General features: G+C 71.8%; 23 protein-coding genes. 12 read left to right on the top strand and 11 right to left on the bottom strand.

The features are described from left to right. The 4 genes from ABZ318_RS29570 to ABZ318_RS29555 all read right to left on the bottom strand — a co-directional run. Positions 1-299: hypothetical protein (locus ABZ318_RS29570; RefSeq protein ID WP_356905514.1), on the bottom strand; the 299-nt coding region annotated here is incomplete at its 3' end. Between the two features lie 71 nt (positions 300-370). Beyond that, a complete protein-coding gene (locus ABZ318_RS29565) occupies positions 371-3,538 on the bottom strand; it encodes an efflux RND transporter permease subunit (RefSeq protein WP_356905513.1) in 3,168 nt (1,055 codons plus the stop codon). Further along, entirely contained in the window at positions 3,535-7,206 is a 3,672-nt protein-coding gene (locus ABZ318_RS29560; protein ID WP_356905512.1) for an efflux RND transporter permease subunit, read from the bottom strand. The genes ABZ318_RS29565 and ABZ318_RS29560 overlap by 4 nt, the downstream gene beginning before the upstream one ends. Before the next feature lie 417 nt (positions 7,207-7,623). Continuing rightward, the gene (locus tag ABZ318_RS29555) at positions 7,624-8,145 is read right to left on the bottom strand and encodes an SMI1/KNR4 family protein (protein WP_356905511.1); all 522 of its coding nucleotides are present in this window, start codon (positions 8,143-8,145) and stop codon (positions 7,624-7,626) included. Between the two features lie 215 nt (positions 8,146-8,360). Here ABZ318_RS29555 and ABZ318_RS29550 point away from each other — a divergent pair, with 215 nt between their 5' ends. Both ABZ318_RS29550 and ABZ318_RS29545 read left to right on the top strand, forming a co-directional pair. Beyond that, positions 8,361-8,870, top strand: a complete 510-nt coding sequence (locus tag ABZ318_RS29550; RefSeq protein ID WP_356905510.1) for a hypothetical protein — start codon at positions 8,361-8,363, stop codon at positions 8,868-8,870. Between the two features lie 129 nt (positions 8,871-8,999). Beyond that, positions 9,000-10,541, top strand: coding sequence for an NCS1 family nucleobase:cation symporter-1 (locus tag ABZ318_RS29545; protein WP_356905509.1), 1,542 nt, complete (start codon positions 9,000-9,002; stop codon positions 10,539-10,541). On the opposite strand, the gene ABZ318_RS29540 is transcribed toward ABZ318_RS29545, so the two are convergent. From ABZ318_RS29540 to ABZ318_RS29520, 5 genes are all read right to left on the bottom strand, one after another. Beyond that, positions 10,495-11,307, bottom strand: coding sequence for a serine protease (locus tag ABZ318_RS29540; RefSeq protein WP_356905508.1), 813 nt, complete (start codon positions 11,305-11,307; stop codon positions 10,495-10,497). The genes ABZ318_RS29545 and ABZ318_RS29540 overlap by 47 nt on opposite strands. Before the next feature lie 366 nt (positions 11,308-11,673). Further along, complete coding sequence (locus tag ABZ318_RS29535; protein ID WP_356905507.1) at positions 11,674-12,738, bottom strand: biotin/lipoate A/B protein ligase family protein; 1,065 nt, start codon at positions 12,736-12,738, stop codon at positions 11,674-11,676. Between the two features lie 362 nt (positions 12,739-13,100). Next, a complete protein-coding gene (locus tag ABZ318_RS29530) occupies positions 13,101-13,286 on the bottom strand; it encodes a hypothetical protein (protein ID WP_356905506.1) in 186 nt (61 codons plus the stop codon). Positions 13,287-13,312: 26 nt separating this feature from the next. Then, on the bottom strand, positions 13,313-14,182 hold the full coding sequence (locus ABZ318_RS29525) for a hypothetical protein (protein ID WP_356905505.1): 870 nt from the start codon (positions 14,180-14,182) through the stop codon (positions 13,313-13,315). Between the two features lie 78 nt (positions 14,183-14,260). Further along, entirely contained in the window at positions 14,261-14,656 is a 396-nt protein-coding gene (locus ABZ318_RS29520) for a hypothetical protein (protein WP_356905504.1), read from the bottom strand. Positions 14,657-14,832: 176 nt separating this feature from the next. Here ABZ318_RS29520 and ABZ318_RS29515 point away from each other — a divergent pair, with 176 nt between their 5' ends. The 9 genes from ABZ318_RS29515 to ABZ318_RS29475 all read left to right on the top strand — a co-directional run bounded on the left by ABZ318_RS29515 (position 14,833) and on the right by ABZ318_RS29475 (position 22,107). Next, positions 14,833-15,348, top strand: coding sequence for a hypothetical protein (locus tag ABZ318_RS29515; protein WP_356905503.1), 516 nt, complete (start codon positions 14,833-14,835; stop codon positions 15,346-15,348). Between the two features lie 122 nt (positions 15,349-15,470). Beyond that, positions 15,471-16,307 (top strand): inositol monophosphatase family protein, encoded by an 837-nt coding sequence (locus tag ABZ318_RS29510; RefSeq protein ID WP_356905502.1) that lies wholly within the window; start codon positions 15,471-15,473, stop codon positions 16,305-16,307. An 81-nt stretch (positions 16,308-16,388) separates the two neighbouring features. After that, positions 16,389-17,807, top strand: a complete 1,419-nt coding sequence (locus ABZ318_RS29505; RefSeq protein WP_356905515.1) for an NAD(P)/FAD-dependent oxidoreductase — start codon at positions 16,389-16,391, stop codon at positions 17,805-17,807. A 10-nt stretch (positions 17,808-17,817) separates the two neighbouring features. Then, positions 17,818-18,438 carry an L-threonylcarbamoyladenylate synthase gene (locus ABZ318_RS29500; RefSeq protein WP_030694474.1) on the top strand — a complete coding sequence of 207 codons (621 nt, stop codon included), beginning with the start codon at positions 17,818-17,820 and terminating at the stop codon, positions 18,436-18,438. 114 nt (positions 18,439-18,552) lie between these two features. Continuing rightward, positions 18,553-19,317, top strand: coding sequence for a metallophosphoesterase (locus ABZ318_RS29495; protein ID WP_356905501.1), 765 nt, complete (start codon positions 18,553-18,555; stop codon positions 19,315-19,317). A 75-nt stretch (positions 19,318-19,392) separates the two neighbouring features. Beyond that, a complete protein-coding gene (locus ABZ318_RS29490) occupies positions 19,393-20,871 on the top strand; it encodes an AlkA N-terminal domain-containing protein (RefSeq protein WP_356905500.1) in 1,479 nt (492 codons plus the stop codon). 13 nt (positions 20,872-20,884) lie between these two features. Further along, the gene (locus ABZ318_RS29485; protein WP_356905499.1) at positions 20,885-21,385 is read left to right on the top strand and encodes a methylated-DNA--[protein]-cysteine S-methyltransferase; all 501 of its coding nucleotides are present in this window, start codon (positions 20,885-20,887) and stop codon (positions 21,383-21,385) included. Positions 21,386-21,406: 21 nt separating this feature from the next. Further along, positions 21,407-21,610 carry a type II toxin-antitoxin system VapB family antitoxin gene (locus tag ABZ318_RS29480; protein WP_093873280.1) on the top strand — a complete coding sequence of 68 codons (204 nt, stop codon included), beginning with the start codon at positions 21,407-21,409 and terminating at the stop codon, positions 21,608-21,610. An 11-nt stretch (positions 21,611-21,621) separates the two neighbouring features. Beyond that, positions 21,622-22,107: a hypothetical protein gene (locus ABZ318_RS29475; RefSeq protein WP_356905498.1), complete on the top strand. Its 486-nt coding sequence runs from the start codon at positions 21,622-21,624 to the stop codon at positions 22,105-22,107. On the opposite strand, the gene ABZ318_RS29470 is transcribed toward ABZ318_RS29475, so the two are convergent. Both ABZ318_RS29470 and ABZ318_RS29465 read right to left on the bottom strand, forming a co-directional pair. Continuing rightward, positions 22,058-23,125: an ADP-ribosylglycohydrolase family protein gene (locus tag ABZ318_RS29470; protein ID WP_356905497.1), complete on the bottom strand. Its 1,068-nt coding sequence runs from the start codon at positions 23,123-23,125 to the stop codon at positions 22,058-22,060. The genes ABZ318_RS29475 and ABZ318_RS29470 overlap by 50 nt on opposite strands. Positions 23,126-23,205: 80 nt before the next feature. Continuing rightward, complete coding sequence (locus ABZ318_RS29465) at positions 23,206-24,891, bottom strand: BCCT family transporter (protein WP_356905496.1); 1,686 nt, start codon at positions 24,889-24,891, stop codon at positions 23,206-23,208. Positions 24,892-25,003: 112 nt separating this feature from the next. Between ABZ318_RS29465 and ABZ318_RS29460 the strand changes: the two genes are divergently transcribed. Beyond that, on the top strand, positions 25,004-26,155 hold the full coding sequence (locus ABZ318_RS29460) for a glycerate kinase (RefSeq protein ID WP_356905495.1): 1,152 nt from the start codon (positions 25,004-25,006) through the stop codon (positions 26,153-26,155). The last annotated feature ends 410 nt before the right edge of the window (positions 26,156-26,565 follow it).

Below are 26,565 nucleotides of genomic sequence, written 5' to 3'. Positions count from 1 at the left end.
CGGTGTTCGTCCTGGAGCGTCAGCCGGTACCGCGTGCCGTTCACGGTCGCCACCGCCAGCCGGGTGCCGGGCTTCAGCGGGAGGAACTTGTTGGTCACCCTCGGGTGGGAGGGGAAGGTGTGCGGACGGAGGGCGGGGGGCCGTCCGCAGTTGCCCTGGGAGCTCGGGCCGCTCTTCGCCTGGGCCCGGGCGGAAGAGGGTGCCTGGGGGGTGTCGGTGGCCGACGCGCCAGGGGCCAGCAGCAGCGCGGCGACGATCGGGCTCAGCAGGGCAGCGGACGCGCGGAGGCGGCGGGGCATTCAGTTCGGTCCTCTCGGTGGAGCCAGGGTGGGGCTCCACCGAGAGGCGGCGGCCCCGTCCGCCGCCTGCCTCAGTGCGTGGCGGCCGCCTCATGCTGCGGCCTGTGGCGTCTGAAGCCCTTGCCGAAACGCAGGTACAAGGACGGTACGACGAGCAAATTCAGCAGAGTGGACGTAACCAGACCGCCCACGATGACCACGGCGAGCGGGTACTCGATCTCGTGGCCCGGCCGGTTGCCGAGGAAGACCAGGGGCAGCACCGCGAGTCCGGTCGCCAGGGAGGTCATCAGAATGGGGGACAGCCGTTCCCGCGCACCGCGCAGCACCAGCTCGGGCCCGAAGGCCATGCCCTCGTGCTCCTCCAGGTGCTGGTAGTGGTTGATCAGCAGGATGCCGTTGCGCGCGGCGATGCCGAGCACGGTGAAGAAGCCGACCAGGGAACCCAGCGTGATGTTCCCGCCGGCGATCCAGACCGCGAGGACACCGCCGACCAGGGCCATGGGCAGGGTGAGGAAGGACAGCAGCGCCAGCCGCCAGCTGCGGAAGGAGACCTGGAGCAGCACGAAGATCGCCAGAGCCGCGAAGATCGCGCTGTAGAACAGGACCCGCTGGGCGGCCTGCCGCTCCTCGTGCTCCCCGAGGAGCTCCGTGTGGTAGCCGCGGGGGAAGTCCGTGGAGGCGATCGCCTTGTTGACCTCCGAGACGACGGAGCTGAGGCCGCGTCCGGAGACGCTGGCGTTCACGTCGAGGTGTCGCGAACCGTTCTCGCGGGCGATCACGTTCGGCTGGGGCTCGATGACCACCTCGGCGACGTCACCGAGGCGCACCGGGGTGCCGGCGGGAGTGTCGATCGGGAGCCGGCTGATGGCCGCCACGTTGTCGCGGGTCTCGGGGGTGCTCCACACCACCGTGTCGTAGGCCCTGCCGTCGCGGAAGATGTCTCCGACCTCCTCGCCGGCCACGAGGGTGGACGCGGCGCGGCGCACGTCACCGGGCTTCAGTTCGTACTTCGCCGCCTTGTCGACGTCGACCTTCACCTGGATCTGCGGGACCTCGACCTGCAGGTCGGCATGGACGTCCTCGGTGCCGTCGATCTTGCCGATCTTCTCCTGGAGTTCCAGGCCCTTCTCGCGCAGGACGTTCTGGTCCTGGCCGAAGAGGCGGACGACGATCGGGTACTTGGAGCCGGTGAGCACCTCGTCGACGCGCTCGTTGAGGTACGTCTGGACGTCCTGTTCGATGCCGGCGTACCGCGCCACGGTCTCCTTGATCTTCGTGAGGGTCTTGTCGTAGTCGGCCTTGGGATCGATGCTGATCCAGCCCTCGCCGAAGTTGACCCCGGCGATCTCGTCGCCCAGGAAAGCCTGTCCGATGTGGGCCCCGAAGACGTTGCGCACCCCGGGGATGGCCCGCACCTCACGGCTCACCCGGGAGACCATGCGTTGCTCTTCCTGCACGGACGTGCCGGGCGTGGTGATGAAGTGCATCAGGAAGTCCCGCTCCTTGAAGGAGGGCATCAGGGACTGGCTGAGCTGTGGCACCAGGAGGGCCGCGACGACCACGAGCACGCCGGACACCAGGTAGGCGTTCACCGGCCGCTTGACGATGCGCCGCAGTCCCGCCGTGTAGCCGGTCTGCAGCCCGCGGAGCAGCGGGGACTGCCGGCGTTCGACCCTGGCCCTGCGCAGCATGATCAGGCACAGGGCGGGGGTCACCGTCAGGGCCACGACCATGGAGGCGATGATGGCCAGCGTGTAGGAGACGGCGAGCGTCCGGAAGAACGATCCCGCCACTCCCTGGAGCAGGAACACCGGCACCGTGGCCACGACGATGATCATCGTCGCGTAGACGATCGGGCTCCGGACCTCCAGCGAGGCGTTCAGAATGATCTTCGCCACCGACGTGTCACTGCCGGCCTTCCGATGCTCGCGCAGCCGTCTGAGGATGTTCTCGACGTCGATGATCGCGTCGTCCACGACGGCGCCCAGCGCGATCACGAGTCCGGCGAGGGCCATCGTGTTGATGGTGTCCCCGCGCCAGTGGAGCACCAGCACGGCCGCCATGAGGGACAGCGGGATCGTCAGCAGGCTGATCAGCGCGACGCGCCACTCGTAGAGGAACGCCGCGAGGACCACGACGACCAGCAGGAAGCCGATCACCAGGGCCTGGGTCAGATTGTCGATCGCGGTGTGGATGAAGTCCTGCTGCTGGAAGATGGTCGTGTCGAACGTGATGCCGGGCAGGCCGGGTTCGAGGGATTCGATCGCCTCCTGCACGTTCTTGGTGATCTCCGGGGTGTCGCCCCAGGGCAGCTTCTCGACGATCAGCAGCAGACCGGGGTCGCCGCCGACGATGGCGTCGCCGCCCAGTGGCTGGGGGGCCTCCTTCACCAGGGCCACGTCCCCGAGCCGGACGGTGCGGTCGTTCTCCGCGCGCACCGGCACCTGGGAGAGGTCGGTGGGCGTCACGACCGGCAGGACGTGCCGGATGCCGAGGCGCTGCTTGGGGGTCTCGATCCAGCCGCCGGTGCCGATGACCGAACCGGTGGTGAACTTGAGCAGACCGGAGTCGACCGACTCGCCGGTGGCCTCCATGACGTCGTCGAGACTGACCTTGTGGGCCTGCATCTTGGTCGGGTCCACCTGGACGGTCATCATCTGCAGCCGCTCGCCGAAGATGCTCACGTTGGCGACGCCGGGCACGCGCAGCAGCCGGGCCCTGACCTCCCAGTACGCCGTCATGGACATGGACATCAGGGCCTTGTCGGAGTGGTCCTCCGAGGACATCCCGATCTTCATGACGCGGCTGGTCGCCGCGACGGGCGGCATGATCACCGGCGGGGCCGCCCAGGTCGGCAGGCTGTGCGACACCTGCTGCACCCGTTCCTGGACCTCCTGCCGTGCCTTGAAGAGGTCGGCCCCCTCGTGGAAGATCAGCTGGATCGACGAGAGCTGGGCGACGGACTCGGAGCGCAGGTCGTCGAGTCCGTCGAGGCCGTTGAGGGACTGTTCGAGCGGGACGGTGACCAGGGACTCCACGTCGGCCGTGGACAGGCCGAGGCAGGTCGTCTGGATCTCGACCCGCGGCGGTGCGAACTCGGGGAAGACGTCCACCCGCTGGTGGGGCAGCGACGTGATGCCCACGACCATCATCACCGCGGCCGCGGCGACCACGAGGTAGCGGAAGCGCAGGCTGGAACGGACGATCCAGCGCATCAGAGTGCTGCGTTCCTCAGTCATTCGTGCTCGCCGTCCGTCTCGTACTCGATGCCCAGCAGTTCGGCGGCACCGACCGTCACGACGGGGGTGCCCGCCGTGAGGCCGGACTTCACGACCGCGTCGTCCTTACCGAACCGACCCAGTTCGACGGGGGTCCGGAGGTACACGAAGGGCTTCGGGTTGGTGAAGGCGAAGGTCTTGCCCTCCGGGTCGTAGACCACCGCTTTCAGCGGGATGAGCGTCTGCGGCGGGCCGGCGCCGTCCAGCGGCGCCTGCCGCAGCGGCTCCGTCGTGAGGTGGATCCGGTGGACCGTGTCCTCGGCCAGGGTCAGGTGGGGGATCTTCCCCTCCTCGACCTCCTCGATCTCGGCGGGCGGTTCCTCGGAGTGTTCGGCGGCGGGAGCCGCGGAGGACTGCGGGTCGGCGCAGGCCGACAGGCTCGCTCCACCGGCGAGCAGCACCCCCGCGGCCGACAGGCCCGCGGCCCACCGGCGCCTGCTCAGACGTCGGCCGGGCCCGCTGCGGGGTGCCCCTCGCCGTTCCGCCCTGCCGTCGTCCGCGGCTGTCGCGCCCGGGGCCCGGCCGGCCGTCGACAGGCCCGGTTCGGGACCGGTGCGACGCTGCCCGAGGCCGCCGGGGGAGGGGAAGAAGCGGATGTAGAGGGCGGGCACGATGAACAGCGTCACGAGGGTCGAGGTGACCAGTCCGCCGAGCACGACGACGGCCAGCGGGTGCAGCACCTCCATGCCCTCGATCGTTCCGAGGACGACCGCGGGCAGCACCGCGACCGCCGTGGCGAGCGCGGTCAGCAGGACCGGGCCGACCCGGTCGCGCGTGGCGTCGACGATGCGCTGCGGGTCGACGGTCCCGTCCTCGCGCGGCTCGGTCTCCTGGTAGCCGCGGATGAGCAGCACCAGGTTGCGCACGGCGATGCCCAGTACGAGCAGGAAGCCGCCGAGCGCGCCGATCGACATGACGCCGCCGACGGCGAACGCGGTCAGCACACCGCCCACGCCGGCCAGCGGCAGGGCGAGCAGGACGAGCGTCGCCGCCCGCCAACTGTTGAAGGCCGCCTGCAGGAGGAGGAAGGTGCCGAGCAGCGCGGCGGCCACGAGCCCCGCGATGCGCAGGTCCTGGCTCTGCTGGTGGGCGACGTCGCTCTGCACCTCGGCGTGGTACTCGTACGGCATCGGCATGGCCTGGACGCGGTTCCTGACGTCGTCCAGGACGCTGTTCAGATCGCGTCCGCTGACGTCGGCGACGACGTCGAGGCTGCGCGAGGTGGCGTAGTGCTCGATGACCGTCGGGTACGGCGTGACACGGACGGCCGCGACATCGCCGAGGCGCACGTGGCCGCCCTTCGGCGTGTCGATCAGGAGGTCCTGGACCTTCTGCGGAGCGGAGCGGGTCGCGGGCGAACCCCATACGACGACGTCGAAGACCTTCTGCTCCTCGTAGAGGCTGCCCACCGGCAGGCCGGAGAAGTAGGTGGCGGCCGTGCGGCGGACGTCACCGGGCTTGACCCCGTGGCTCTGGGCCGCCGCGAGGTCGACCTTGACCTCGAGGGTCGGCTCCTCGACCACGTCCGGGACCTGCGGCCGGACGATTCCGGGGACCTGTGCGAGGGCCTTGCTCACCTGCTGGGCCTGCTGCCGCAGCACGCCCAGGTCCTGGCCGTAGACGCGGACCACGACGGGCGCGCCGTCGCCGTTGTCGGCCCGGACCTCGTTCAGCCGTGCCAGCGGGTAGGTCACCACTTCGCTGTCGAGGCTGGCCTGGCCGTTCATGGTGCGGGTGATCGCGGCGACGGTCCTGTCGTAGTCGGCCGAGCCCTTGAGGTTGACCCAGAACTCACCGGAGTTGACGTTGACGACCTGGTCGGACTCCCTGGCGCGGCCCACGTGGGCGCCCACGCTCTCGACGCCCGGAAGCGCGCGCAGCTTGTCTGCCGCCGCCCGGCCGAGGCGGTCCATCTCCGGCAGCGACGTACCGGGCGCCGCCTCCACCTGGATCAGCAGCTCACGCTGGTGCAGGGACGGGATGGGGGACGCGCCGTCGAGCTGCGGCCACACGGCGAAGCCCGTGCCGGCCAGCACGGCGGCCGCGGCCAGCGCCAGGCCCGGCCGGAGCAGGGTCCTGGGGCTGATCCGGTCGAAGCCGCGGTGGAGCCGCCCGAGCAGCGGGTTGCGGTGGTGTCCGAGCCTGGTGCGCGCCAGCAGCGTGGCGGCCAGGACGGGCGTGAGGGTCAGGGCGACGACGGTGGAGGCGGCCACCGCGAGCACGTAGGACAGGGCCAGCGGCCGCGCGAACGCTCCGCCCACCCCGCTCAGGAAGACGATGGGCACCACGGCAAGCAGCAGGATCAGCGTGGCGAAGAAGGCGGGCCGCCGCACCGCCGCCGTGGCGTCGACCACGACGTCGGCCACCGACCGGCGTTCGTCGGGTCCCTGATCTTCGCGCCGGAACTGTCTCTGGATGCGGTCGAATCCGATGACGATGTCGTCGATGACGGCGCCGAGGGCGATCGTCAGCCCGGCGAGGACCATCATGTTGAAGGTCGAGCCGCGCAGGTAGAGCACCCACAGGGCGGCGATCTCCGCCAGCGTGATCGACACGAGGCTGATCAGGGCGACGCGCCAGGAGAGGAAGTACAGGCCGAGCAGCACCGAGACGGCGGGCACGGCGACGAGCGCCCACAGGCCCACGTTGTCGAGCGCCGTGTCGACGAAGGACGCCGGCCGGTACACGTGGGTGTCGACGGTGATGCCGGACAGTCCGGGCTGGAGCGACGTCATCGCCTCTTCGACGGCGTGGGTGACCTCACGGGTGTTGGCGTCGGGGTACTTCTCGATCACCAGCATGATCCCGGGGCCGTTGCTCAGTGTCACGTCGCCGATGAGGGGCTGGTGGTCCTCCACCACGGTGGCCACGTCACCGATGCGCAGCCGCTTGTCGGCGGTGTCCTCCACCGCCACGGAGGCCAGGTCCTGCGCCTTGGTGATGGGCAGCACGTGCTGGATCGCCAGTCGCTGGCTCGGGGTGTCGATGAACCCGCCGGTGCCCGGCGTCGAGGCCTCCACGAAGGTCAGCGGCGACACCCACAGGGCGTTGCCCGTCGTGCGGATCACCTGGTCCAGCGAGACGCCCCGGCCGCGCAGCTGCTCCGGGTCGACCTGGACCTGCAGCTGTCGGTCCCGCTCGCCCCAGATGACCACGTTCGCCACGCCCGGGATGCCCAGCAGACGCGGCTTGATGTTCCACCGCGCGAGGACGGACATGTCGATGCGGGAGGCGTCCTTCGAGGAGAGCCCGATCATCATGACCCGGCTCGTCGACGACAGCGGCTGGATCATGACGGGCGGCTTGCCCACCTGGGGCAGTCCGCCCACCTGGATCAGGCGTTCCTGGACGGCCTGCCGGGCCTTCTGCTCGTTGGTGCCCGGCTCGAAGACCAGGTCGACGGAGGAGAGGCCGGGGGCCGACTCGGAGGTGATCTCGTCGAGCCAGGCCACGCCGTTCAGCAGGTCCTGTTCCAGCGGGACGGTGATGAGCTGCTCGACCTCGGCCGCCGACAGGCCCGGCGCCTCGGTCTGGATCTGCACCCGCGTCGGAGCGAACTCCGGGAAGACGTCTGCCGACGCCGCCCGCGGGAGCTGGAAGAAGCCCAGGGCCATCACGGCCGCTGCCACACCGATGATCAGGTTCCGGAACGTAAGACTGAGAGAAAGGATTCTGTGGACCACGACAGGGTCCTGCCTTCCAGAGCGACTGCGCGTTCCGCCGAGCCGCCCGCGGACCTCTTCACAGGGTCTGGCGGAGCGCGGGATCATGCACCGGTCGGACGGCGCGCCGGGCGCCCGCACGGGGTCGTCCGTCCTGCTGCGGCATCAGTCGCCGGCTTCGACCGGCGATGGAGAGGGTTCCTGGTCATCGTCCTTTCCGCGCCACCGCGGGAAGGACGAGCCGACCTCGTATTCATGTCCGGTAAGAGCTGTAAATCGACTGAGCTGCCATCCGTGCCCGTAGTCGATAGATACGTCGTAAATGTAGCCAGTAGGTAAAACCCCTGTCAATGGATTCACGCAAAAGGGATTAAGGGTCAGAGATCAGGGAAGGGGCTCGCAGGACGGACCGTCGGGCGCGCGGTCGCGGGAGCACAGGGTCACGTCCCTCCCCTTGAGGTAGGCCAGCAGCCACTCGCCGAACGTCATCTCGTAGAGGGTCCAGGACGGGCTGTCCATCTCCTGGACCAGGACGCGCCAGGGCGACGAGGACTCTTCGGGAACGCCGAGGAAGATCATCTCGCCCGTCGTGGCCGTCGCCACCGGCAGCAGTTCCCCGGGGCCCGCCCCTGCCCGGCTCGGCAGGAACTCAGCCATGTCCTCCTCGCGCCAGAACTCGATCTCCTGCCTGACGAAGCTTCCCAGGTCGTGCAGAAGATGGGTGGCGGGATGCTTCAGATACAACTGCCCGTTGATCGAGACCGAACCGTAGGCGTCCACGATCTCGCGGAAGTCCGCGGGGAACGCGACGCCGAGTTCCCGCTCCAGCCCGATCCACGGCGCGGGATCCGACCAGTCGAACCGGGATTCCCCCAACAGGGCTTGTACTTCCGAAAGCGCTGCCACCGCCGGGCTCCTTCTGGTGCGTCGATCCGATGCCGGTCTCGGGGAACTGTTCATCACGGAACCGGCGCTCCGTCAAGTGCTCACGCAATCAGGGCATTTCGCGGACCGGGATGTGAAGGTTGGGGGCGTGTCGCCGGACTTGTCGCATGCCTGGCATGCGCGGATTTCGATGGTGTATAACCCAGGCCGAATTCACGTCGACCGAAAGCGCGGCCATGTCCACGACGGAAGAACTGACAGAAACGGCAGAACCGGAAGAGCCGGCGGAGCGGGAAGAGCCCGCGGCCTCGGACACGGCGCCGCGTCGCCGGGGCATCGCCCTCGCCGCGGTGCTGCTGCTCGCGCTCGGCGCGTTCGGCACGTACCGGACGCTCGGCTCCGAGGGCACGGCCGCGCCCCCGCAGGGCGCGTCCGAGCGGACCGGGGCCGCCGCCGACGTGACGTACGAAGTGCTCGGGGAGGGCACGGCCGACATTTCCTACCGGGGGTCCGGCGACGAGGGGACGGCCGTCGTCACCCATGCCCCGCTTCCGTGGAAGAAGACCGTGAGCCTCCCCGCCGGCGCCGCTCCGATCGTCCAGGTCACCCTCGGCGAGAAGGGCGGCACGGCCGGCTGCACCCTCGCCGTGCGCGGCCGGCACGTCCAGCGCGCGACCGCCACCGGCGCCTTCGGCCGTACGACGTGCGGCGGGGAAGCGCCCGCGGGAGCCGAAGGGGTCCGCTGAACGGGTGACGGCAGGTGGCGGGCGTTCCACCTCCCTTGACGCCCCTGCCCCACGGGACAAGACTCCGCACGGTCAAGAACCCCACGCCCCGCACGGCCTCGTTCCGTCCCCGAACGAAGGGTTCCGTCCATGACCGCAACCGCACCCTCCGGTAGATCCGGCCCCTCCGGCGTCCACGACGGCCGTGTCGAGCTCACGCCCGGCACGGCCCCCGCGGACCCCCGCTTCGCCAACGACGACCTGCTCCCCGTCCCCGTGGCCGACCGCCGCTGGACCACGTACAACTTCGCGGCCCTCTGGGTCGGCATGGCCCACAACATCCCCTCCTGGATGCTCGCCTCCGGTCTCGTCGCCCTCGGCATGGACTGGAAGCAGGCCGTCCTCACCATCGCCCTGGCCAATGTCGTCGTCCTCGTGCCGATGCTGCTCACCGGGCACGCCGGACCCAAGTACGGCATCCCCTTCCCCGTCCTCGCCCGTGCCTCCTTCGGGCTGCGCGGAGCCAACCTGCCCGCCCTCGTCCGGGCCGGCGTCGCCTGTGCCTGGTTCGGCATCCAGACCTGGATCGGCGGCCAGGGCGTCTTCGTCCTGCTCGACAAGGTGGTCGGCGGCAGCTGGGCGGAGGCGTCGGAGGTCGGCGGGCAGCCCTGGACGCTGTGGCTCTGCTTCGTCCTCTTCTGGGCACTCGAACTCGCCATCATCCACCGGGGGATGGAGGCCCTGCGCCGCTTCGAGAACTGGGCCGCGCCCTTCGTGATCGTCGGTGCGCTCGCGCTCCTCGTCTGGATCACGGTCAAGGCGGGCGGCCTCGGTCCGCTCCTCGACCAGCCGTCGAAGCTGGGCTGGGACGCCGACTTCTGGCCCGTCTTCTTCCCCGCCCTCATGGGCATGATCGCCTTCTGGGCCACGCTCAGCCTCAACATCCCGGACTTCACCCGCTTCGGCGCGGGCCAGCGCTCCCAGGTCCTGGGGCAGGCCCTCGGACTCCCCACCACCATGACCCTGTTCGCGCTGCTCTCGGTGCTCGTCACCTCCGGCTCGCAGGCCGTGTACGGGGCGCCCGTCTGGGACCCGGTGGCGCTCGCCGCGAAGACCGACAACGTCTTCGGCCTGCTCTTCGCCCTGGTGACCGTCCTGGTCGCCACCCTCTCCGTGAACATCGCGGCGAACGTCGTCTCCCCGGCGTACGACCTCGCCAACCTCGCCCCGAGGCTGGTGAACTTCCGTACGGGCGCGCTGATCACCGGCGTCGTCGGCGTGCTCATCATGCCGTGGAAGCTCACCGCCACCCCCGAGCTGTACATCTTCACCTGGCTCGGTCTGGTCGGCGGCCTCCTCGGCACGGTCGCCGGCATCCTCATCGCCGACTACTGGCTCGTCCGCCGGACCGTCCTCGACCTCGAAGGCCTCTACCGGGCCGACGGCCCCTACTGGTACCGGGGCGGCTGGAACCCGGCGGCCGTCCTCGCCTTCGCGGTCGGCGGCGTCCTCGCCGTCGGCGGCTCCCACTCGGCGCCGGGCACCGGGCCGTTCCCCGAGGACGGCCTGATCCCGTTCCTCAAGCCGCTCGCCGACTACGGCTGGGCCGTGGGACTCGCCGCCGCGTTCCTCCTGTACGCCGCCCTCATGAGGCGCGGGGCAGCTTCCCGGCCGTTCGCCCGATCCAGCTGAGGTAGGACCAGACCCGGGTGTTCACGGCGGGGGTGTCGGTCGCGCACCCCTTCCCGTACGAGACCAGACCGACCAGGTACGGCCGCCCCGCGATCGTGTGGACCAGGGGGCCGCCGGAGTCGTACTGGCAGGTGTCCCGCCCGGGCGCGTACGTGCAGAGCTGGGCGGCGGTGACCCGGGACATGCCCCGGGCCCCGCACGCCGGGTTGCTCATGGTGCCGAGGACCACGGTCCGCAGGACGTCGGAGGTACGGCCCCCGAAGGAGGTGGTGCCCCAGCCGGGAGCCTCGACCTGCGTGTGGTCGAAGGTGCCGTGGGCGTACCGGACGGGCAGGGCGACCGGCCGCACGTCACGGTTGAACACCACCGGCTCGGCCAGCCGGACCAGCGCGATGTCGTCGCGCTGGGCGGCCGGGTCGTAGTCCGGGTGCGTGAGGAAGGCGGCGGGGGTCGCGAGCACCGCGTTCGGGCTGTCGTCCCCGCGCGTCAGGTCGTGGTCGCCGAGGAGCACGCCCACGCGCGCGGTGCTGCTGTACGAGCCGGTCAGACAGTGCGCGGCGGTGAGCACGTACCGCTCGCCGACCAGGGCCCCGCCGCACATCACCCGCCGCTCCGCCAGGTCCACGAGTCCCACCATGAACGGGTACTGGTGGGGCCGCGCCTCCTGACCCCCGACGACCGCGTGCGCGGGCGGCGCGATGCCGAGGGGGCACACCGCCGTCATCGCGCCCGCGACCGCCGCCATGAGCTTCCTCGCCCGTCCCACCTGATCTCCGTCCTGTCGACACCGTGTTCCCGGCCCGGACACCGGGCGTGCGGAGACGTTTCCGCACGCCCGGTGTCCCGGCCCGCGTGGGCATCAACGAGACGGGTGCGGCGGGGTCACCTGATCACGGGGCCGGACTGGTGACCGAGGCGGTGTCCCCTGCTCGAACGAAGCCGAGGGCTCGGGAGCGCATCCGGACAAGCGTCCACCGGCGCGGCTGACGTCTGTGCACGCCATGAACGTCCCACCGCAGGACGGGAGTTCAACCGGGTGGGCGTCGAAATCGTCGCCGAATGCCCGCGCGACGCGGATGGGCATGGGCGAGCACGACCCGCAGCGGAGCCGGCGGGGAGACGCGGCGGCCGGCTACGGCACCCGGGACGTCCACTCCTCGGTGGCGAACTTCGTCCGCACCAGCTCCTCCGCCCGGACCAGCTCCTCCGCCGTGACCTCCCCGGTGGTCAGCCCGTAGCGGTCGCGGAAAGAGGCGATCATGTTCTCGATCACCTGCTCCCGGGCGAGGCCGGTCTGCCGGCGGAGCGGGTCCACGCGCTTCTTCGCGCTCTTCGTGCCCTTGTCGGACATCTTCTCCCGGCCGATGCGCAGGACCTCCAGCATCTTGTCGGCGTCGATGTCGTACGACATGGTCACGTGGTGCAGGACGGCCCCGGGCCCGCCGTCCGGGCCGACCATCCGCTTCTGGGCGGCGCCCGCGATCTTGCCCGCGTCTGTGGCGATGTCGTTGAGCGGCTGGTACCAGGCCTTGATCCCCATGTCGCCGAGCGCGCCCAGGACCCAGTCGTCGAGGTAGGCGTAGCTGTCGGCGAAGGAGAGTCCCGACACCAGCGACTCCGGCACGGACAGGGAGTAGGTGATCGTGCTCATCGGCTCCACGAACATGGCCCCGCCACCGGAAATGCGGCGCACCACGGTCATGCCGTGCTTCGCCGCGCCTCCGGGGTCCACCTCGTTCCGCAGCGACTGGAAGCTGCCGATGACCACGGCGGGCGAGGCCCACTCCCAGACCCGCAAGGTGGGTGCCCGCCGCCCGGCGGCGACCTCGGCGGTGAGCACCTCGTCCAGCGCCATGTGCAGGGCCGGGGCCTGGGGCCCCGCGTGCACCAGCTGCCAGTCGTAGTCGCTCCACTCGGTCGCGTGGGCCAGGGCCCGCCGGACGGCGATGCCGATCCCTTCCGCGGTCAGCCCGAACATCACGGTCGACTCGGGCAGGGCCGCGGTGATCCGGGCTGCGAGGCCCGTGGCGTCCGTGGAGGAAGGGGCGCCCTCCAGGGCGCCGTTGATCGCGAGGATCGCCTCGTCGGGTTCCAGGAAGAAGTCCCCGGCGACCCGCACGTTGCGGAGTGCGCCGTCCTCGACGTCCAGATCGACGACGACGAGCTTGCCGCCGGGCGCCTTGTACTCACCGTGCACCGTTTCGTTCCCTTCCAGCGTGATGCCGGGGCCCTGCTCCTCGCGACCCCAGGACCCGGACAGACCTGTGCATACCGCGCATCGCACTCTAGGTCATGTCCTCGTGGTGCTGATCCGCGCGGCTGGCGCCGGTGCGGGACGCCCCGCCGGCCCGATCTCCTCGACGACATCGAGTCCGCCCAGAAGTGGGTCGACGAGTCCACGGCACAGTGGTCGGCCGGTGTCGGGCAGACGGTGCCCGAGGTCACCCTCGACGCCGAGAGCCTCGCGGAACTGCGTCCTTCCGCGACGACCTGCAGGCACTCGTCGCCAAGGGGACGAGCACGGGCCAGGAGGGGGGAGGGGCCGCTGCTCGTACGGGACTACGGGGTCCGGGGGCCCGGAGGGAGGCAGGCTCCGTCGTCCTCGTAGCCGGGGGGCTTGCAGCTGGTCAGGTCGGCTATGCCGTCGCCGAGTGTCACGACGACCAAGAAGCCGAGGACGAGGGCGCCGAGGATCAGGATGACGGCGGTGCGCGTGCGGCTGGTCCGGGAAGGGGGGTCGGGCAACGTGACCTCCGGTGATGTGCGAGGGGTCAGGGCTTCACGGGGATGGCTCGGGCCCTGGCGAGCTGTTCTTTCCTGCTCCGGTCGAGTTCGTGGAAGTAGTCGGGTCGTGTGGTGATGGCCCGGTTTTGGAGGTTGCTTTCCGCTTGGCGCCAGCCGGCGACGAGGCCGGTTGCTTCCTTGCAGGCGACGTCGTGGCGTGCGGTGCGGACTTCTTCCGGTGTGGGCGTCGCGAGGGAGAGCTCGGTGCGCCATCGGGGGTCGTTGATGGGCGCGAAAGGGTCGGGGTAGGTGTGCCCTTTGCCTTTCATGCAGTTCGACCACGCGGTGGTGTACGTGCGGGCCTCGGGGGTGCGTTGGAATTCGGTGAAGATGCTTCCTTTGAGGTCGTTGAAGGTGTTGAAGTCGGGGCGGGTGCGGGGGACGAGTTTGTTGAACGCGGTGCGTTCGCAGCCGGTTTCCCTGGTGCCGTAGGCGGCTTCCTCCTGGGCCGGGGTGAGGCGCTCGCCGCGGAGCCGCTGGGCGGACTGGACGCCGTAGGGGTCGAACAGCTCCTCGGGCACGCGGTAGCCGTACCTGCGGGCGATGGCGTCCTCGATGACTCCGTAGCGCCGGCGGTGGGCTGCCTGCGGCATGCCGGTGGGGCGTTGGACGAGGGGCCAGTCGTGACCGCGTTCGTTCATGCACTGCCGGGTGAGGAAGTCGCGGACATTCGCTGTTTCGTGGAGTTCGTTCTCGGTCATTTCGTAGGAGTCGAAGGGCAGCCTGAGGGATGTGACGGCTTTCGACGGGGGCGGCACCTCGGAGGGCTGAGGCGTGATCGTGGTGTTCTCCTGGGCGGCGCAGCCAGTGGCCAGAGCGGCGAGGAAGAGGCCGGCTGCGACGCGGAGCGTGGTCACAGATTTGCTCCGGGAATACGGCACGGGCCCCCGTCCCGGAGGGCGAGGACCCGTGAATCGACGGTTACGCGCCGGGTCTCACAGCCACTGGAGGGACGAGGCGGTGTCGTTGAAGCCGTTGTTGGCGAACGTCGAGTCCGAACTGTTGGGCTGGGCCGTGTAGTCGTTGCCGTAATAGCCGCGGACTTCCCACAGGCGGATCGTCGACGACGACCGGTTGCGCATCGAGGTGGCGTTGTTGTTCATCCTGACCGTCGACTGGTACCAGTTGTCGCCGTCGAAGTCCGAGTCGCTGCCGGTGAAGTAGCGGCAGCCGCCCCCCATGGACTCGTGCTCGTACAGGTAGAACCGGTCGTAGGTTCCGCCGCAGAAGTTGACGGCTTCCTCGTTCTGCTCGGCCGCGGCGGCCGGCGCGGCCGTAAGAGCACCGAACAGCAGGGTGGCGGCAGAAACGGAAAGAAGTGCCTTGCGCATGCGTTGTCTCCCGAGAGAGGAACGTGCTCGCGGGCAGAGTGCGGCTGCCGTCGAACACACGCCCACACTAATCGGATGCGCATTCCTCCGGTGAGCGCTTTTGAGTCAAGTCGAATTGACGCGCATGGCGGCGCGGGTCGACCGTCTGCCGTCTCGTGGCGCGATAGCGTGCGCCTGTGACAAAGCTCGTGCTGGACGCTCAGGTCCTCGTGAACTTCCGGCACCACGACTTCACGGGCCACGGACCGCACGGCTACCGCTGGGTCGACGTGAAGTCCTTCCGGTTCCCCGCGGGCGCCCAGGACGGTGAGCTGCTGGCGGCGCTCGTCGCGCACGAGCAGTTCCGCGACGACTACGCGGGCGGTGGCGTCGACCCTGCGGGGACGCGCCACGGCCCGTACCGGCTCCAGCACGTCACGGCGCGTGCCTACCGGCCGGTTGCCAACGCCGAGGCGCTCCGCACCCTTCGCGGCTGGGCCGGCCGGCACGGCTCCATTCCGGAGTCCCTGGAGGAGACGCTCGCCTCGACGGTGCATGCCCCGATCGACTCGGCCACCAGCTGCTACCGCCTCCAGGGCCTGGGACGCCAGGAATTCCACGACTGGGGCGGCGTGCACATCGACTTCCACGAGCACGTCGTCATCGACCGGGACCGGGCGCTGCTGACGCTCCTGGTCGCGGCCGACGACTGAGCCCGAGACCGTTCACGGCCTTCAGGATCCCGTTGCGACCGGCCGCCGCCCCGGCCGTCAGGACCTCGTCGGGTGCCAGGTGCGGCGTATCGGTTGTCAGTGGCCCGTGCTTAGCTGGGGGCATGATCGAAGACTTCCTTGAGCAGGTCCTCGGCGGCCGTACGGCCGAGGTCGAGGAGGCCGTCCGCAAGGCGGCCGCCGCCGAGATCATGCCGCGTTTCCGGCAGCTCGCCGCCGACGACATCATCGAGAAGAACGGGCCGCACGACCTGGTCACCGTCGCCGACCGGGCCGCCGAGGCCCATCTCACCGCCTCCCTGACGGCCCTGCTGCCCGGGTCCGTGGTCGTCGGCGAGGAGGCCGTGCACGCCGACCCCACCGTGTACGAGGCGCTGCGCGACGACGCCCCCGTCTGGATCGTCGACCCCGTCGACGGCACCCGCCAGTTCGTCCGCGGCGACCCCGCCTTCTGCACCCTCGTCGCCCTCGCCCGGCACGGCGAGGTCCTCGCCTCCTGGACCTTCGCGCCGGCCCTGGAGGAGTTCGCCGTCGCCGTGCGCGGGCGCGGCGCCACGCTCGACGGACGGGAGATACGATCCGGTTCGCCGGCGCCCGGGGAGGTCCTGGAGGTCGCCACCTCGCACCCCGACTACACCACCCCGGACCAGAAGCGGGCCCTGCTCGGCCTGCGGACGGAGGGCATCCGTCCCCGCCCCTGCGGCTCGGCCGGTCTCGAGTACCTCGCCGTGGCGCGCGGGGAGCTGGCCGGGACCGCGTTCTCCTGGGAGTACGCCTGGGACCACGCCGCCGGCCTCCTCCTGGTCGCCGAGGCGGGCGGCGCGACCACGACGGTCGCGGGGGAGCCGTTCCGCATCGCCGGGGGCAACGCGCTGCCGTTCACGACGGCCCGGGACGCGGCGACCGCCGAGCGGATCCGGACGCTCCTCGGGGGTGAGTGAGACGCGCTCTCCCACCCGCCTATCCTGGGAGCCCTGGCCATCGGCTGACGAAGGAGTCCGAAGGTGACGAACGAGACGTCGATGCTCGATGCCGTCGTCGTGGGAGCGGGGCCCAACGGACTGACGGCAGCCGTCGAACTGGCCCGGCGCGGCCTGTCCGTGGCCGTCTTCGAGGCCAAGTCCACCGTCGGCGGCGGCGCCAGGACCGAGGAGCTCACCCTCCCCGGCTTCCGCCACGACCCGTGCTCCGCCGTGCACCCGCTCGGCGCGGGCTCGCCCGTCTTCAAGACGATGCCACTCGACCGGTACGGCCTGGAGTGGCTCCACCCCGAACTGCCCATGGCCCACCCATGGGACGACGGCACCGCCGTCGTCCTCGCCCGCTCCGTCGCCGAGACCGCCGCCTCCTTCGGGCCGCGCGACGCCGGGACGTACCGCCGGCTCGTCGCCCCCTTCCTCGGCAAGTGGGACACGCTGGCGAGCGACTTCATGCAGCTGCCGCTCACCGCGCTGCCCCGCGATCCGGTCACCCTCGCCCGCTTCGGGCTCGCCGGACTGCCGCCGTCCACCTGGCTGATGCGACGGTTCCAGGACGAGAAGGCCCGCGCGCTCCTCGCCGGACTCGTCGGTCACGTCATCGCCCCGCTGGGCGGCATCGCCACCGGAGCCGTCGGCCTGGTCTTCGCGCTCGCCGCGCACGCGGGCGGCTGGCCGATGCCCCGGGGCGGCTCGCAGTCGATCTCCGACGCCCTCGCCGCGTACCTCAAGGACCTCGGCGGCGCCGTCCACACCGACTTCGAGGTCAAGCGGCTCGACGACCTGCCGCCGGCCCGCGCCTACGTCTTCGACACCTCGCCCACCGCCCTGGCCCGGATCGCCGGCTTCGGCGGGCACTACGACCACTACAAGTACGGCGCCAGCGCCTTCAAGATCGACTACGCGCTCGACGGGCCCGTGCCCTGGACCGCCGAGGAGGCCCGCCGCGCCGGCACCGTCCAGGTCGGCCCCACCGCCGGCGAGATCGGCACCGCCCTGCGCGAGGCCTCCTCGGGCACCGCCCCCGACGCGCCCTTCCTCATCACCGCCCAGCCGAGCCTCGTCGACCCCTCCCGTGCCCCCGAGGGCAAGCACGTCTTCTGGGCGTACGGCCACGTGCCCAACGGCTGGCGCGGCGACCTCACCGAGGCGATCGAGCGTCAGATCGAGCGCTTCGCCCCCGGCTTCCGCGACCGCGTCCTGGCCCGCGCCACCGCCGGCCCGCCCGAACTCGCCGAGCGCAACGCCAACTACATCGGCGGCGACATCGCCTGCGGCGCCGCCCGCGGCCTCCAGCTCCTGCTGCGCCCCACGCTGTCCCTCCGCCCCTACGCGACCCCGCACCCGGCGGTCTTCCTCTGCTCCTCCGCGACCCCGCCCGGCCCCGGCGTGCACGGCATGTCCGGGCACAACGCGGCGAAGGCCGTATGGCGGAGCCTGCGAAAAGAGACTGCCCGAAAATAGACTGGTCCCCATGGCCAAGTATTTCGACGTGCACCCCGACAACCCCCAGCCCCGCACCATCAACGCGGTGGCCGACTCCATCCGGAACGGGGCGCTCGTCGCGTACCCGACCGACTCCTGCTACGCGCTGGGCAGCCGCATCGGCAGCCGTGACGGCATCAGCCGGATCCGCGCCATCCGCGACCTCGACGACCGGCACCACTTCACGCTGATGTGCGCGAACTTCGCCCAGCTGGGCCAGCTCGTGCACATCGACAACGACGTCTTCCGCGCGGTCAAGGCGTCCACCCCCGGCGCGTACACCTTCATCCTGCCGGGCACCAAGGAGGTGCCCCGCCAGCTGCTCCACCCCAAGAAGAAGACGGTCGGCGTCCGCATCCCCGACCACGTCGTCACCCAGGCCCTCCTCGCCGAACTCGGCGAGCCGCTGCTCTCCAGCACCCTGCTCCTGCCCGACGAGGCCGAACCGCTGACCCAGGGCTGGGAGATCAAGGAGCGGCTCGACCACCAGGTGGACGCGGTGCTCGACTCCGGCGAGTGCGGCACCGAACCCACCACCGTCGTCGACTTCTCCAGCGGCGAGCCCGAGATCGTCCGCCGCGGCGCGGGGGACACCACCCGGTTCGAGTAGGCGGCCCGAAAAGCGGTCCACCGGTCCCGAAGCGGCCCTTCCCGGCCCGGTCGTGATCACCGTACGGTCGCGTGTGAACGTCCGTTCACACGCACCCACGGAGGTCCGACCCGCATGATCGTCATCGCCCATGTCAGCGACGTCCACATCGACGGCGAGCAGCGCAGCGCGGACCGGACCCGCGCCGTCCTGCGCTACCTGGAGGAGCTGCCGTACGACCTGGCGGCCGTCCTCGTCACCGGTGACATCGCCGACCACGCGACCCCGGACGAGTACGCGGTGGCGCGGGAGCTGCTGACCTCCCGTCACCCGCTGCTCGTCTGCCCCGGCAACCACGACGACCGCGCCGCGTTCCGCAAGGGCCTCCTCCCGGAGGAGACGGCGGTACGCCCCCACGCCCCCGTCAACCAGGTGCTCCGGGGCGAGGGTTTCGTCATCGCCCTCTGCGACTCCTCGGTGCCCGGCGAGCACCGGGGCCTCCTGGAGGACGAGACGATCGAGTGGCTCGACGGCGTCCTCTCCGGCACCCCGCACGACGTGCCCGTCCTGGTCGCCTTCCACCACCCGCCGGTCCCGCTGCACACCCCGTACGTGGACGAGATCCGGCAGTTCGGCGAGGAGCGGCTCGCCGCGCTCGCCGACCGCCACCCCCATCTGACGGCCTTCCTCGCGGGCCACGCCCACACGGCGGCCGCCACGACCTTCGCCGGGCGCCCGCTGCTCGTCGCGCCCGGCGTCGTCTCCGCCATCCGGCTGCCCTGGGAGAGCCCGAGCCCCGAGAGCCCGCACGTCCATCGCGACCTGCCGCCCGCCCTCGCCTTCCACGTCCTCGGCGAGGACGGCCGGCTGACCACCCACTACCGGACGGTCACGGTCTGAGGGACCGGGACGGGGGCGGACGTCCATGTCGTTTTCTCGCCAGCCCGCGAGCCGTCCGTCCCCGATCCTGGACCCATGCACACCGACACCGAGCGCTGCGTGCGGGCCGTCCAGTCCAAGGAGGCGCGCTTCGACGGCGTGTTCTTCACCGCCGTCCGCACCACCCGGATCTACTGCCGGCCCAGCTGCCCGGCCGTCCCGCCCAAGCCCGAGAACATGGAGTTCCACCCCAGCGCCGCCTCCTGCCAGCGCGCCGGCTACCGGGCCTGCAAGCGGTGCCGGCCCGACACCAGCCCCGGCTCGCCCCAGTGGAACGTCCGGGCCGACGCCGTCGCCCGGGCCGTGCGCCTCATCCAGGACGGCGTCGTCGACCGCGAAGGCGTCCCCGGGCTCGCCCGGCGGCTCGGCTGGTCCACCCGCCAGATCGAACGCCAGCTCCTCGCCGAACTGGGCGCCGGACCGCTCGCCCTGGCCCGCGCCCAGCGCGCCCAGACCGCCCGGCTGCTCATCGAGACCACCCCGATGGCCTTCGGCGAGATCGCCTTCGCGGCCGGCTTCTCCTCCATCCGCACCTTCAACGACACCGTCCGCGAGGTCTTCGCCCTCACCCCCGGCGAGCTCCGCGCCCGCGCGGCCCGCCGCTCGCCGGTCCGGGCGACCGCCACCCCCGGCGTCATCGGCCTCCGGCTGCCGTTCCGCGCCCCCCTCGAACCCTCCAACCTCTTCGGCCACCTCGCCGCGACCGCCGTCCCCGGCGTGGAGGAGTGGCGCGACGGCGCCTACCGGCGGACGCTGACCCTCCCGTACGGCCACGGCATCGTCGCCCTCGCCCCCCGCGCCGACCACATCGCCTGCCGCCTCTTCCTCACCGACCCGCGCGACCTCACCCACGCGATCAGCCGCTGCCGCCGGCTCCTCGACCTCGACGCCGACCCCGTCGCCGTCGACGAGCGGCTCCGCACCGACCCGCTGCTCGCCCCGCTCGTCGACAAGGCGCCCGGCCGCCGCGTCCCCGGGACCGTCGCCCCCGCCGAGTTCGCCGTACGGGCCGTCCTCGGCCAGCAGGTGTCCACCGCCGCCGCCCGCACCCACGCCGCCCGCCTGGTCGCCGCGCACGGCGTCCCCGTCGAGGACCCCGAGGGCGGGCTGACCCACCTCTTCCCGGACCCCGAGGCGCTCGCCGCCCTCGACCCCGAGAGCCTCGCCCTGCCGCGCAGCCGCCGCACCACCCTCCTCACCCTCGTCCGGGCCCTCGCCGACGGCTCGCTCCCGCTCGGCCCCGCCGACGACCGCGAGGAGGCCCGCGCCCGGCTGCTCGCCCTGCCCGGCTTCGGGCCCTGGACCACCGAGATCATCGCCATGCGGGCCCTCGGCGACCCCGACGCCTTCCTCCCCGGCGACCTCGGCGTCCGCCGCGCGGCCGAGGGACTCGGCCTGCCCGGCACCCCGGCCGCGCTCACCGCCCGCGCCGCGCACTGGCGTCCCTGGCGCGCCTACGCCGTCCAGTACCTCTGGGCGACCGACGACCACCCGATCAACCACCTGCCCGCGTAAAGGATCCCGCCCCATGCCCGCCATCCGACACACCGTCGTCGACAGCCCGTACGAGCCGCTGACGCTCGTCGCCGTCGACGGCGTCCTCAGCCGCGTCCACATGACCGGCCAGCGCCACCGCCCGCCCGAGGAGACCTTCGGCGAGCCCGACCCGCGGCCCTTCGGCGAGGCGATCCGCCAGCTCGACGCCTACTTCGCGGGCGAACTCACCGAGTTCGACCTGCCGTTGAACCTGATCGGCACCCCGTTCCAGCTGCGGGTCTGGGAACAGCTGCTGCGCATCCCGTACGGGGAGACCCGGACGTACGGCGAACTCGCCGAGGAACTCGGCAGCCCCGGCGCCTCCCGGGCCGTGGGCCTCGCCAACGGCAAGAACCCCGTCAGCATCATCGTCCCCTGCCACCGGGTGATCGGGACGGGCGGCGGTCTCACCGGCTACGGCGGCGGCCTGGACCGCAAGCAGCGACTGCTCGCCTTCGAGGCGGGTACGACGACACCGGACGCCCTGTTCTGAGCGGGGTGTTAGGTTCCCGCCATGGCCAAGGTGAACATCGGTCTCGACGCCGAACTCGTCGTGGAAGTCATGGTCCTGGCAGGCATCGGCAATCCCCAGGACGCCGTCGAGGCGGTGGTCCGCGACTACATCGCCCGCGGCCACCGCACCGAGGCCCGGGCCGTCAGCCGGGACGAACCGCAGCGCACCGGCGAGATCGTCCCGCCGGAACCCCCGCAGGGCTGAGGAACACCCCGATGGTGTCCGGAGATCCCGGCCGACGCGTCCGCCTGCTCGTGGGCGGATGCCTCTGGGCCTTCATCGGTGCCCTCCTCCTCGTCGTCCTCGGCCTGCTCGCGGTCGGCGTGCTGCTCCCGAGAGGCCTCGGCCGCCCGGCGGAGCCGAAGAGCTCCGTCCCGAACCTGACGAGGGCGGAGCTCACCCGGGAGAGGCTGGAGACGGCCGCCGGCGACGGCGAGCTGACCGGGCCGGAGCTCGAATGGGCGGCGGGCAGCGCCCCCCACCACCAGGAGACCGGCCCCTCCGCCATCGTCATCACGGTCACCTACCGGAACTACCCCGGAAAACCCGGCGGTTGCTACCGCTTCGTCCTCCCGCTCCCGCTGAGCCTCGACACCCGCGTGGAACTCCCGCGGCGCGGCGAAGGGTGCAGCGAGGGACCCCGGACCGCCGTCACCCCTCCCGCTCGGCCAACCGCAGGGTCCGCTCCGCCAGTTCGCTGATGCGGATGCCGTCGAAGCCGAAGACGGCGCTGTGCACCCGGTCCCGCAGGGGCTCCGACCACTGCGGCGGGATCGCGGCCGCGCCGCAGCGGACCCCGGCCACCGAACCGGCCGTCGCCCCGTTGGAGTCGGTGTCCAGGCCGCCGCGGACGGTCAGCGCGATCGTCCGGGTGAAGTCCCCCTCCCCGTACAGGAGTCCGGCCGTCAGGACGGCCGCGTTCGGGACGGTGTGGATCCAGCCGAGGCCCGCCGTCCGCTCCGCGAGCTCGGTGAGCGCCTCCGACCAGCCGAGCCCCGCCTCGTACAGCGCGATCGCGCCCCGTACGGTCCGGGCGAGCCGGCTGCTCGCCGGGACCCGCTCCAGACCCGTCTCCAGGGCCGACCGCAGGTCCGGCGCGGTGAAGGCCGCCGCGATCAGCGCCGCCGCCCACATCGCCCCGTACACGCCGTTCCCGGTGTGCGAGAGGACCGCGTCCCGGCGGGCCAGCGAGGCGGCCCGGCGCGGGTCGCCGGGGCAGGTCCAGCCGTAGGCGTCAGCCCGGATCAGCGCCCCGATCCACTCCTGGTACGGATTGTCGTACGTGGCCGTCAGCGGCGGCCGCAGCCCGTCGGCGAGGTTCCGGTAGGCGACCCGCTCCGCGGTGAACGTCTGCAGGTACGGCATCCGCAGCAGCCACTCCTCGCCGACCTGCTCGGTGGTGAACGCGAGGCCGTACGTCTCCAGCAGGTGCAGACCCAGGATCGACCAGTCGACGTCGTCGTCCCGGCAGCTGCCGTCGATCCCGCCCCGCACGCACCGCTCCCACTCGGGCCGCAGCTCGAAGCCCTCCGCCCCGGCCGGCGGGGGAGGGAGGTAGTCCGTCAGCGGGAGCGCCCCGGTCAGCCGCAGATACGCGTCGATGCGCTCCCGGGTCCAGTGGTCCCCCTGCTCCACGGGCTTGCCGAGCATGTTCCCGGCGATCCGGCCCGTCCAACCGCCCAGGATCCGGTCCCCGAGCTCCCCGTCCGTGAACCCCATACCTCCGGTGTACCGAATCCGGCGGCCGGGCGCGCGCCGGGGCCCCGGCCCTACTCCACGGGCGGCTCCGCGCCGGGGCCTCAGCCCTCGCCGTCGGGGGACTCCGCGCCGGTACCGGCCTTCGCCGCCTCCCGGGGCCGGTCGTGACGGGGGGCGCCGGCCCGCTCGGTCATCGCCTCGCCGACCAGGGTCCGCACCGCGTCCCGCAGCCCGTGCAGGGCCTGGTGCCGGGCCGGGCCCGCCCCCGGGTCCGCCCGCAGCTCCTTCAGGAGCGCGAAGCACAGCACCAGCATCACCACCACGAACGGCAGCGCCACCAGGATCGTCGCCGTCTGCAGCGAGTTCAGACCGCCCGCCACCAGCAGCACCGCCGCCACGGCGGCCATCAGGACGCCCCAGGTCACCACGAGCCAGGTCGGCGGATGGAGCGAGCCGCGGCTCGTCAGCGAACCCATCACCAGCGAGGCCGAATCCGCGCTCGTGACGAAGTACGTCATCACCAGGAGCATCGCGACGACCGACGTCACCGTCCCGATCGGCAGCGCCTCCAGCATCGCGAACAGCGAGGCCTCCGCGCCGTCCCCCACCGCCGTCGCCAGGTCCGCCGCGCCCGTCGACTCCAGCCGGATCGCGGTCCCGCCCATCACGCAGAACCACACCACCGTCGCCCCCGACGGCACGAGCAGCACCCCCACCAGGAACTCCCGGATCGTCCGGCCGCGCGAGATCCGGGCGATGAAGGTGCCGACGAACGGAGCCCAGGACAGCCACCACGCCCAGTAGAAGATCGTCCACGCCCCCAGCCAGCCGCGGTCGGTGAACGCGCCCGTACGGCTGGCCATCGGCAGCAGCTGGTGCAGATAGCCGCCGACGGAGGCCGGGACGGTGTCCAGGACGTATACCGTCGGGCCGAGCAGGAAGACGAAGAGCATCAGACAGGCCGCGAGGACGATGTTCAGCGTGGACAGCCACTTCACGCCCTTGTGGAGACCGGAGAACGCCGACAGCACGAACGCCGCCGACAGCGCCACGATGACGATCAGCTGCGTGGCCGTCGAGTTCTCCACGCCCATCGTCAGGTTCAGCCCCTCGGCGACCTGGAGGGCGCCGAGCCCCAGACTCGTCGCCGTGCCGAACACCGTCGCGAAGACCGCGAGGAGGTCGATCGCCCTGCCCGGCCAGGAATCCGCCCGGCGCGCCCCCATCAGCGGCACGAAGGCGGAGCTCAGCCGGTTCCCCCGCCCCTTGCGGAAGCCCGCGTACGCGAGCGCGAGGCCGGCGATCCCGTAGATCGCCCACGGGGTCAGCGTCCAGTGGAAGAACGAGTACTCCATCGCCGTGAGGGCCGCCGCGCCGGTCCCCGCCGAGGCGCCGCTCGCCGGGGGAGGGTTCAGGAAGTGCGTCAGCGGCTCCCCGACCCCGTAGAACATCAGACCGATGCCCATCCCGGCGCTGAACATCATCGCGATCCACGCCAGGTTCGTGAACTCCGGCTCCGAGTCGTCCGCCCCCAGCCTGATCCGGCCGAAGCGGCTCAGCGCGATCACCACGCACAACACCAGGAAGGCGTCCGCCGCGACCACGAAGAGCCAGGCGAAATTCGACAGCACCCACGTCAGGGCGGAGGAGGACGCGCTGTCGAACGAGTCCTCGCCCAGGGCCGCCCAGCCGACGACCGCCACCACGGCCGCGATCCCGATCCCGATGACCCCGCCGTCGGGCCCGCCGTCCGATCCGCCGTCCGGAACGATCTTTTCCGTGCTCATGCGACCCCACTATGGTGCGGAATATCGCCTCATCAGGGGGTGGCACGCCGTCTGGCCGTACGGATAGGGTCGGCCTCGGCGCGACTGCACGTTCGAAAGCAAGGGATGCAAGGTGACGGACGGGGCAGCAACTCAGGTCGCTCACGTGCTCGTGGCGGCCGACAAGTTCAAGGGCTCGCTCACGGCCGTGCAGGTCGCGGAGCGGGTCACAGCAGGACTGCGACGGGTCGTCCCGGAGCTCACGGTGGAGACGCTCCCCGTGGCGGACGGCGGCGACGGCACCGTCGCGGCGGCCGTCGCGGCCGGCTTCGAGCGGCGCGAGGTCCGCGTGACGGGCCCGCTCGGCGAGCCGGTCACCGCGGCGTTCGCGCTGCGCGACACCACCGCGGTCGTCGAGATGGCGGAGGCCTCGGGCCTCCAGCTGCTCCCGCCCGGCGTGTTCGCCCCCCTCACGGCGACCACGTACGGCTCCGGAGAGCTGCTCCGCGCCGCCCTGGACGCGGGCGCGACCACCCTCGTCTTCGGCGTCGGCGGCAGCGCCACCACCGACGGCGGCGCCGGCATGCTCGCCGCGCTCGGCGCCCGGTTCCTCGACGCGGCCGGCGAGCCCGTCGGCCCCGGCGGCGCACCCCTCGCCGACCTCGCCACGGCCGACCTCAGCGGCCTCGACCCCCGCTTCGCCTCGGTCGACCTGATCCTCGCGAGCGACGTCGACAACCCGCTCACCGGGCCCAAGGGCGCCCCCGCCGTCTACGGCCCGCAGAAGGGCGCGACCCCGGACGACGTCCGGGTGCTCGACGCGGCCCTCGCGCACTTCGCCACCGTCCTGGAGAAGGCCATCGGCCCCCGGGCCGCCGAGGCCGCCGTCGCGCCCGGCGCGGGCGGCGCGGGCGGCATCGGATACGGCGCGCTCATCCTCGGCGCGAGCTTCCGGCCCGGCATCGAGCTGATGCTGGAGGTCCTCGGCTTCGCCCCCGCCCTGGAGCGCGCCACCCTCGTCATCACCGGCGAGGGCTCCCTCGACGAGCAGACCCTCCACGGCAAGGCCCCGGCCGGGGTCGCCGCCGCGGCCCGCGCCGCGGGCAAGGAGGTCGTCGCGGTCTGCGGCCGCCTCGCCCTGCCGGCCGCGGCCCTGGGCACCGCCGGGATCCGCCGCGCGTACCCGCTCACGGACCTGGAGCCGGACACGGCGAAGTGCATCGCTAACGCGGGGCCGCTGCTGGAAACGGTGGCGGCCAACATCGCCCAGGACTTCCTGCAGTAGACCCACCCCGTCGCGGGCACTCGCCCCACCGGGGCGGCGCCCCCGCCCACCCCCGTTGTGGGCATTCGTTCCGCCGGGGCGGTGCCCCCGCCCACCCCGTTGTGGGCATTCGTTCCGCTGGGGCGGAACGGGTGGGCACAACGGGACGGCGCCCCTTGCCGGGCCTAGGCTCCTGCGCCCTGACCCGCACCGGGTTGTGCGCCGCCGCTGGGGTGCGGGTCAAGGCCCGGAAGGCGGAGCGCGCCCGCAGAGGCGCCGTCCCGTGTGCCCACCCGTCCCGCCCTGCGGGACGATTGCCCACACGGGCGAGCCGGTCCTTGTCGCCCGCGTCCTGGGCGATCTTGTGGACGCACTGCCCGAACTCGGGGCTCGGATCGGGCAGGAAGACGGGGTGTCCGCCGTCTTCCTGC

The sequence above is a fragment of the Streptomyces sp. NPDC006197 genome, from assembly GCF_040613865.1.
Classification (GTDB): domain Bacteria; phylum Actinomycetota; class Actinomycetes; order Streptomycetales; family Streptomycetaceae; genus Streptomyces.
This window is presented reverse-complemented; position numbering and strand designations above follow the sequence as displayed.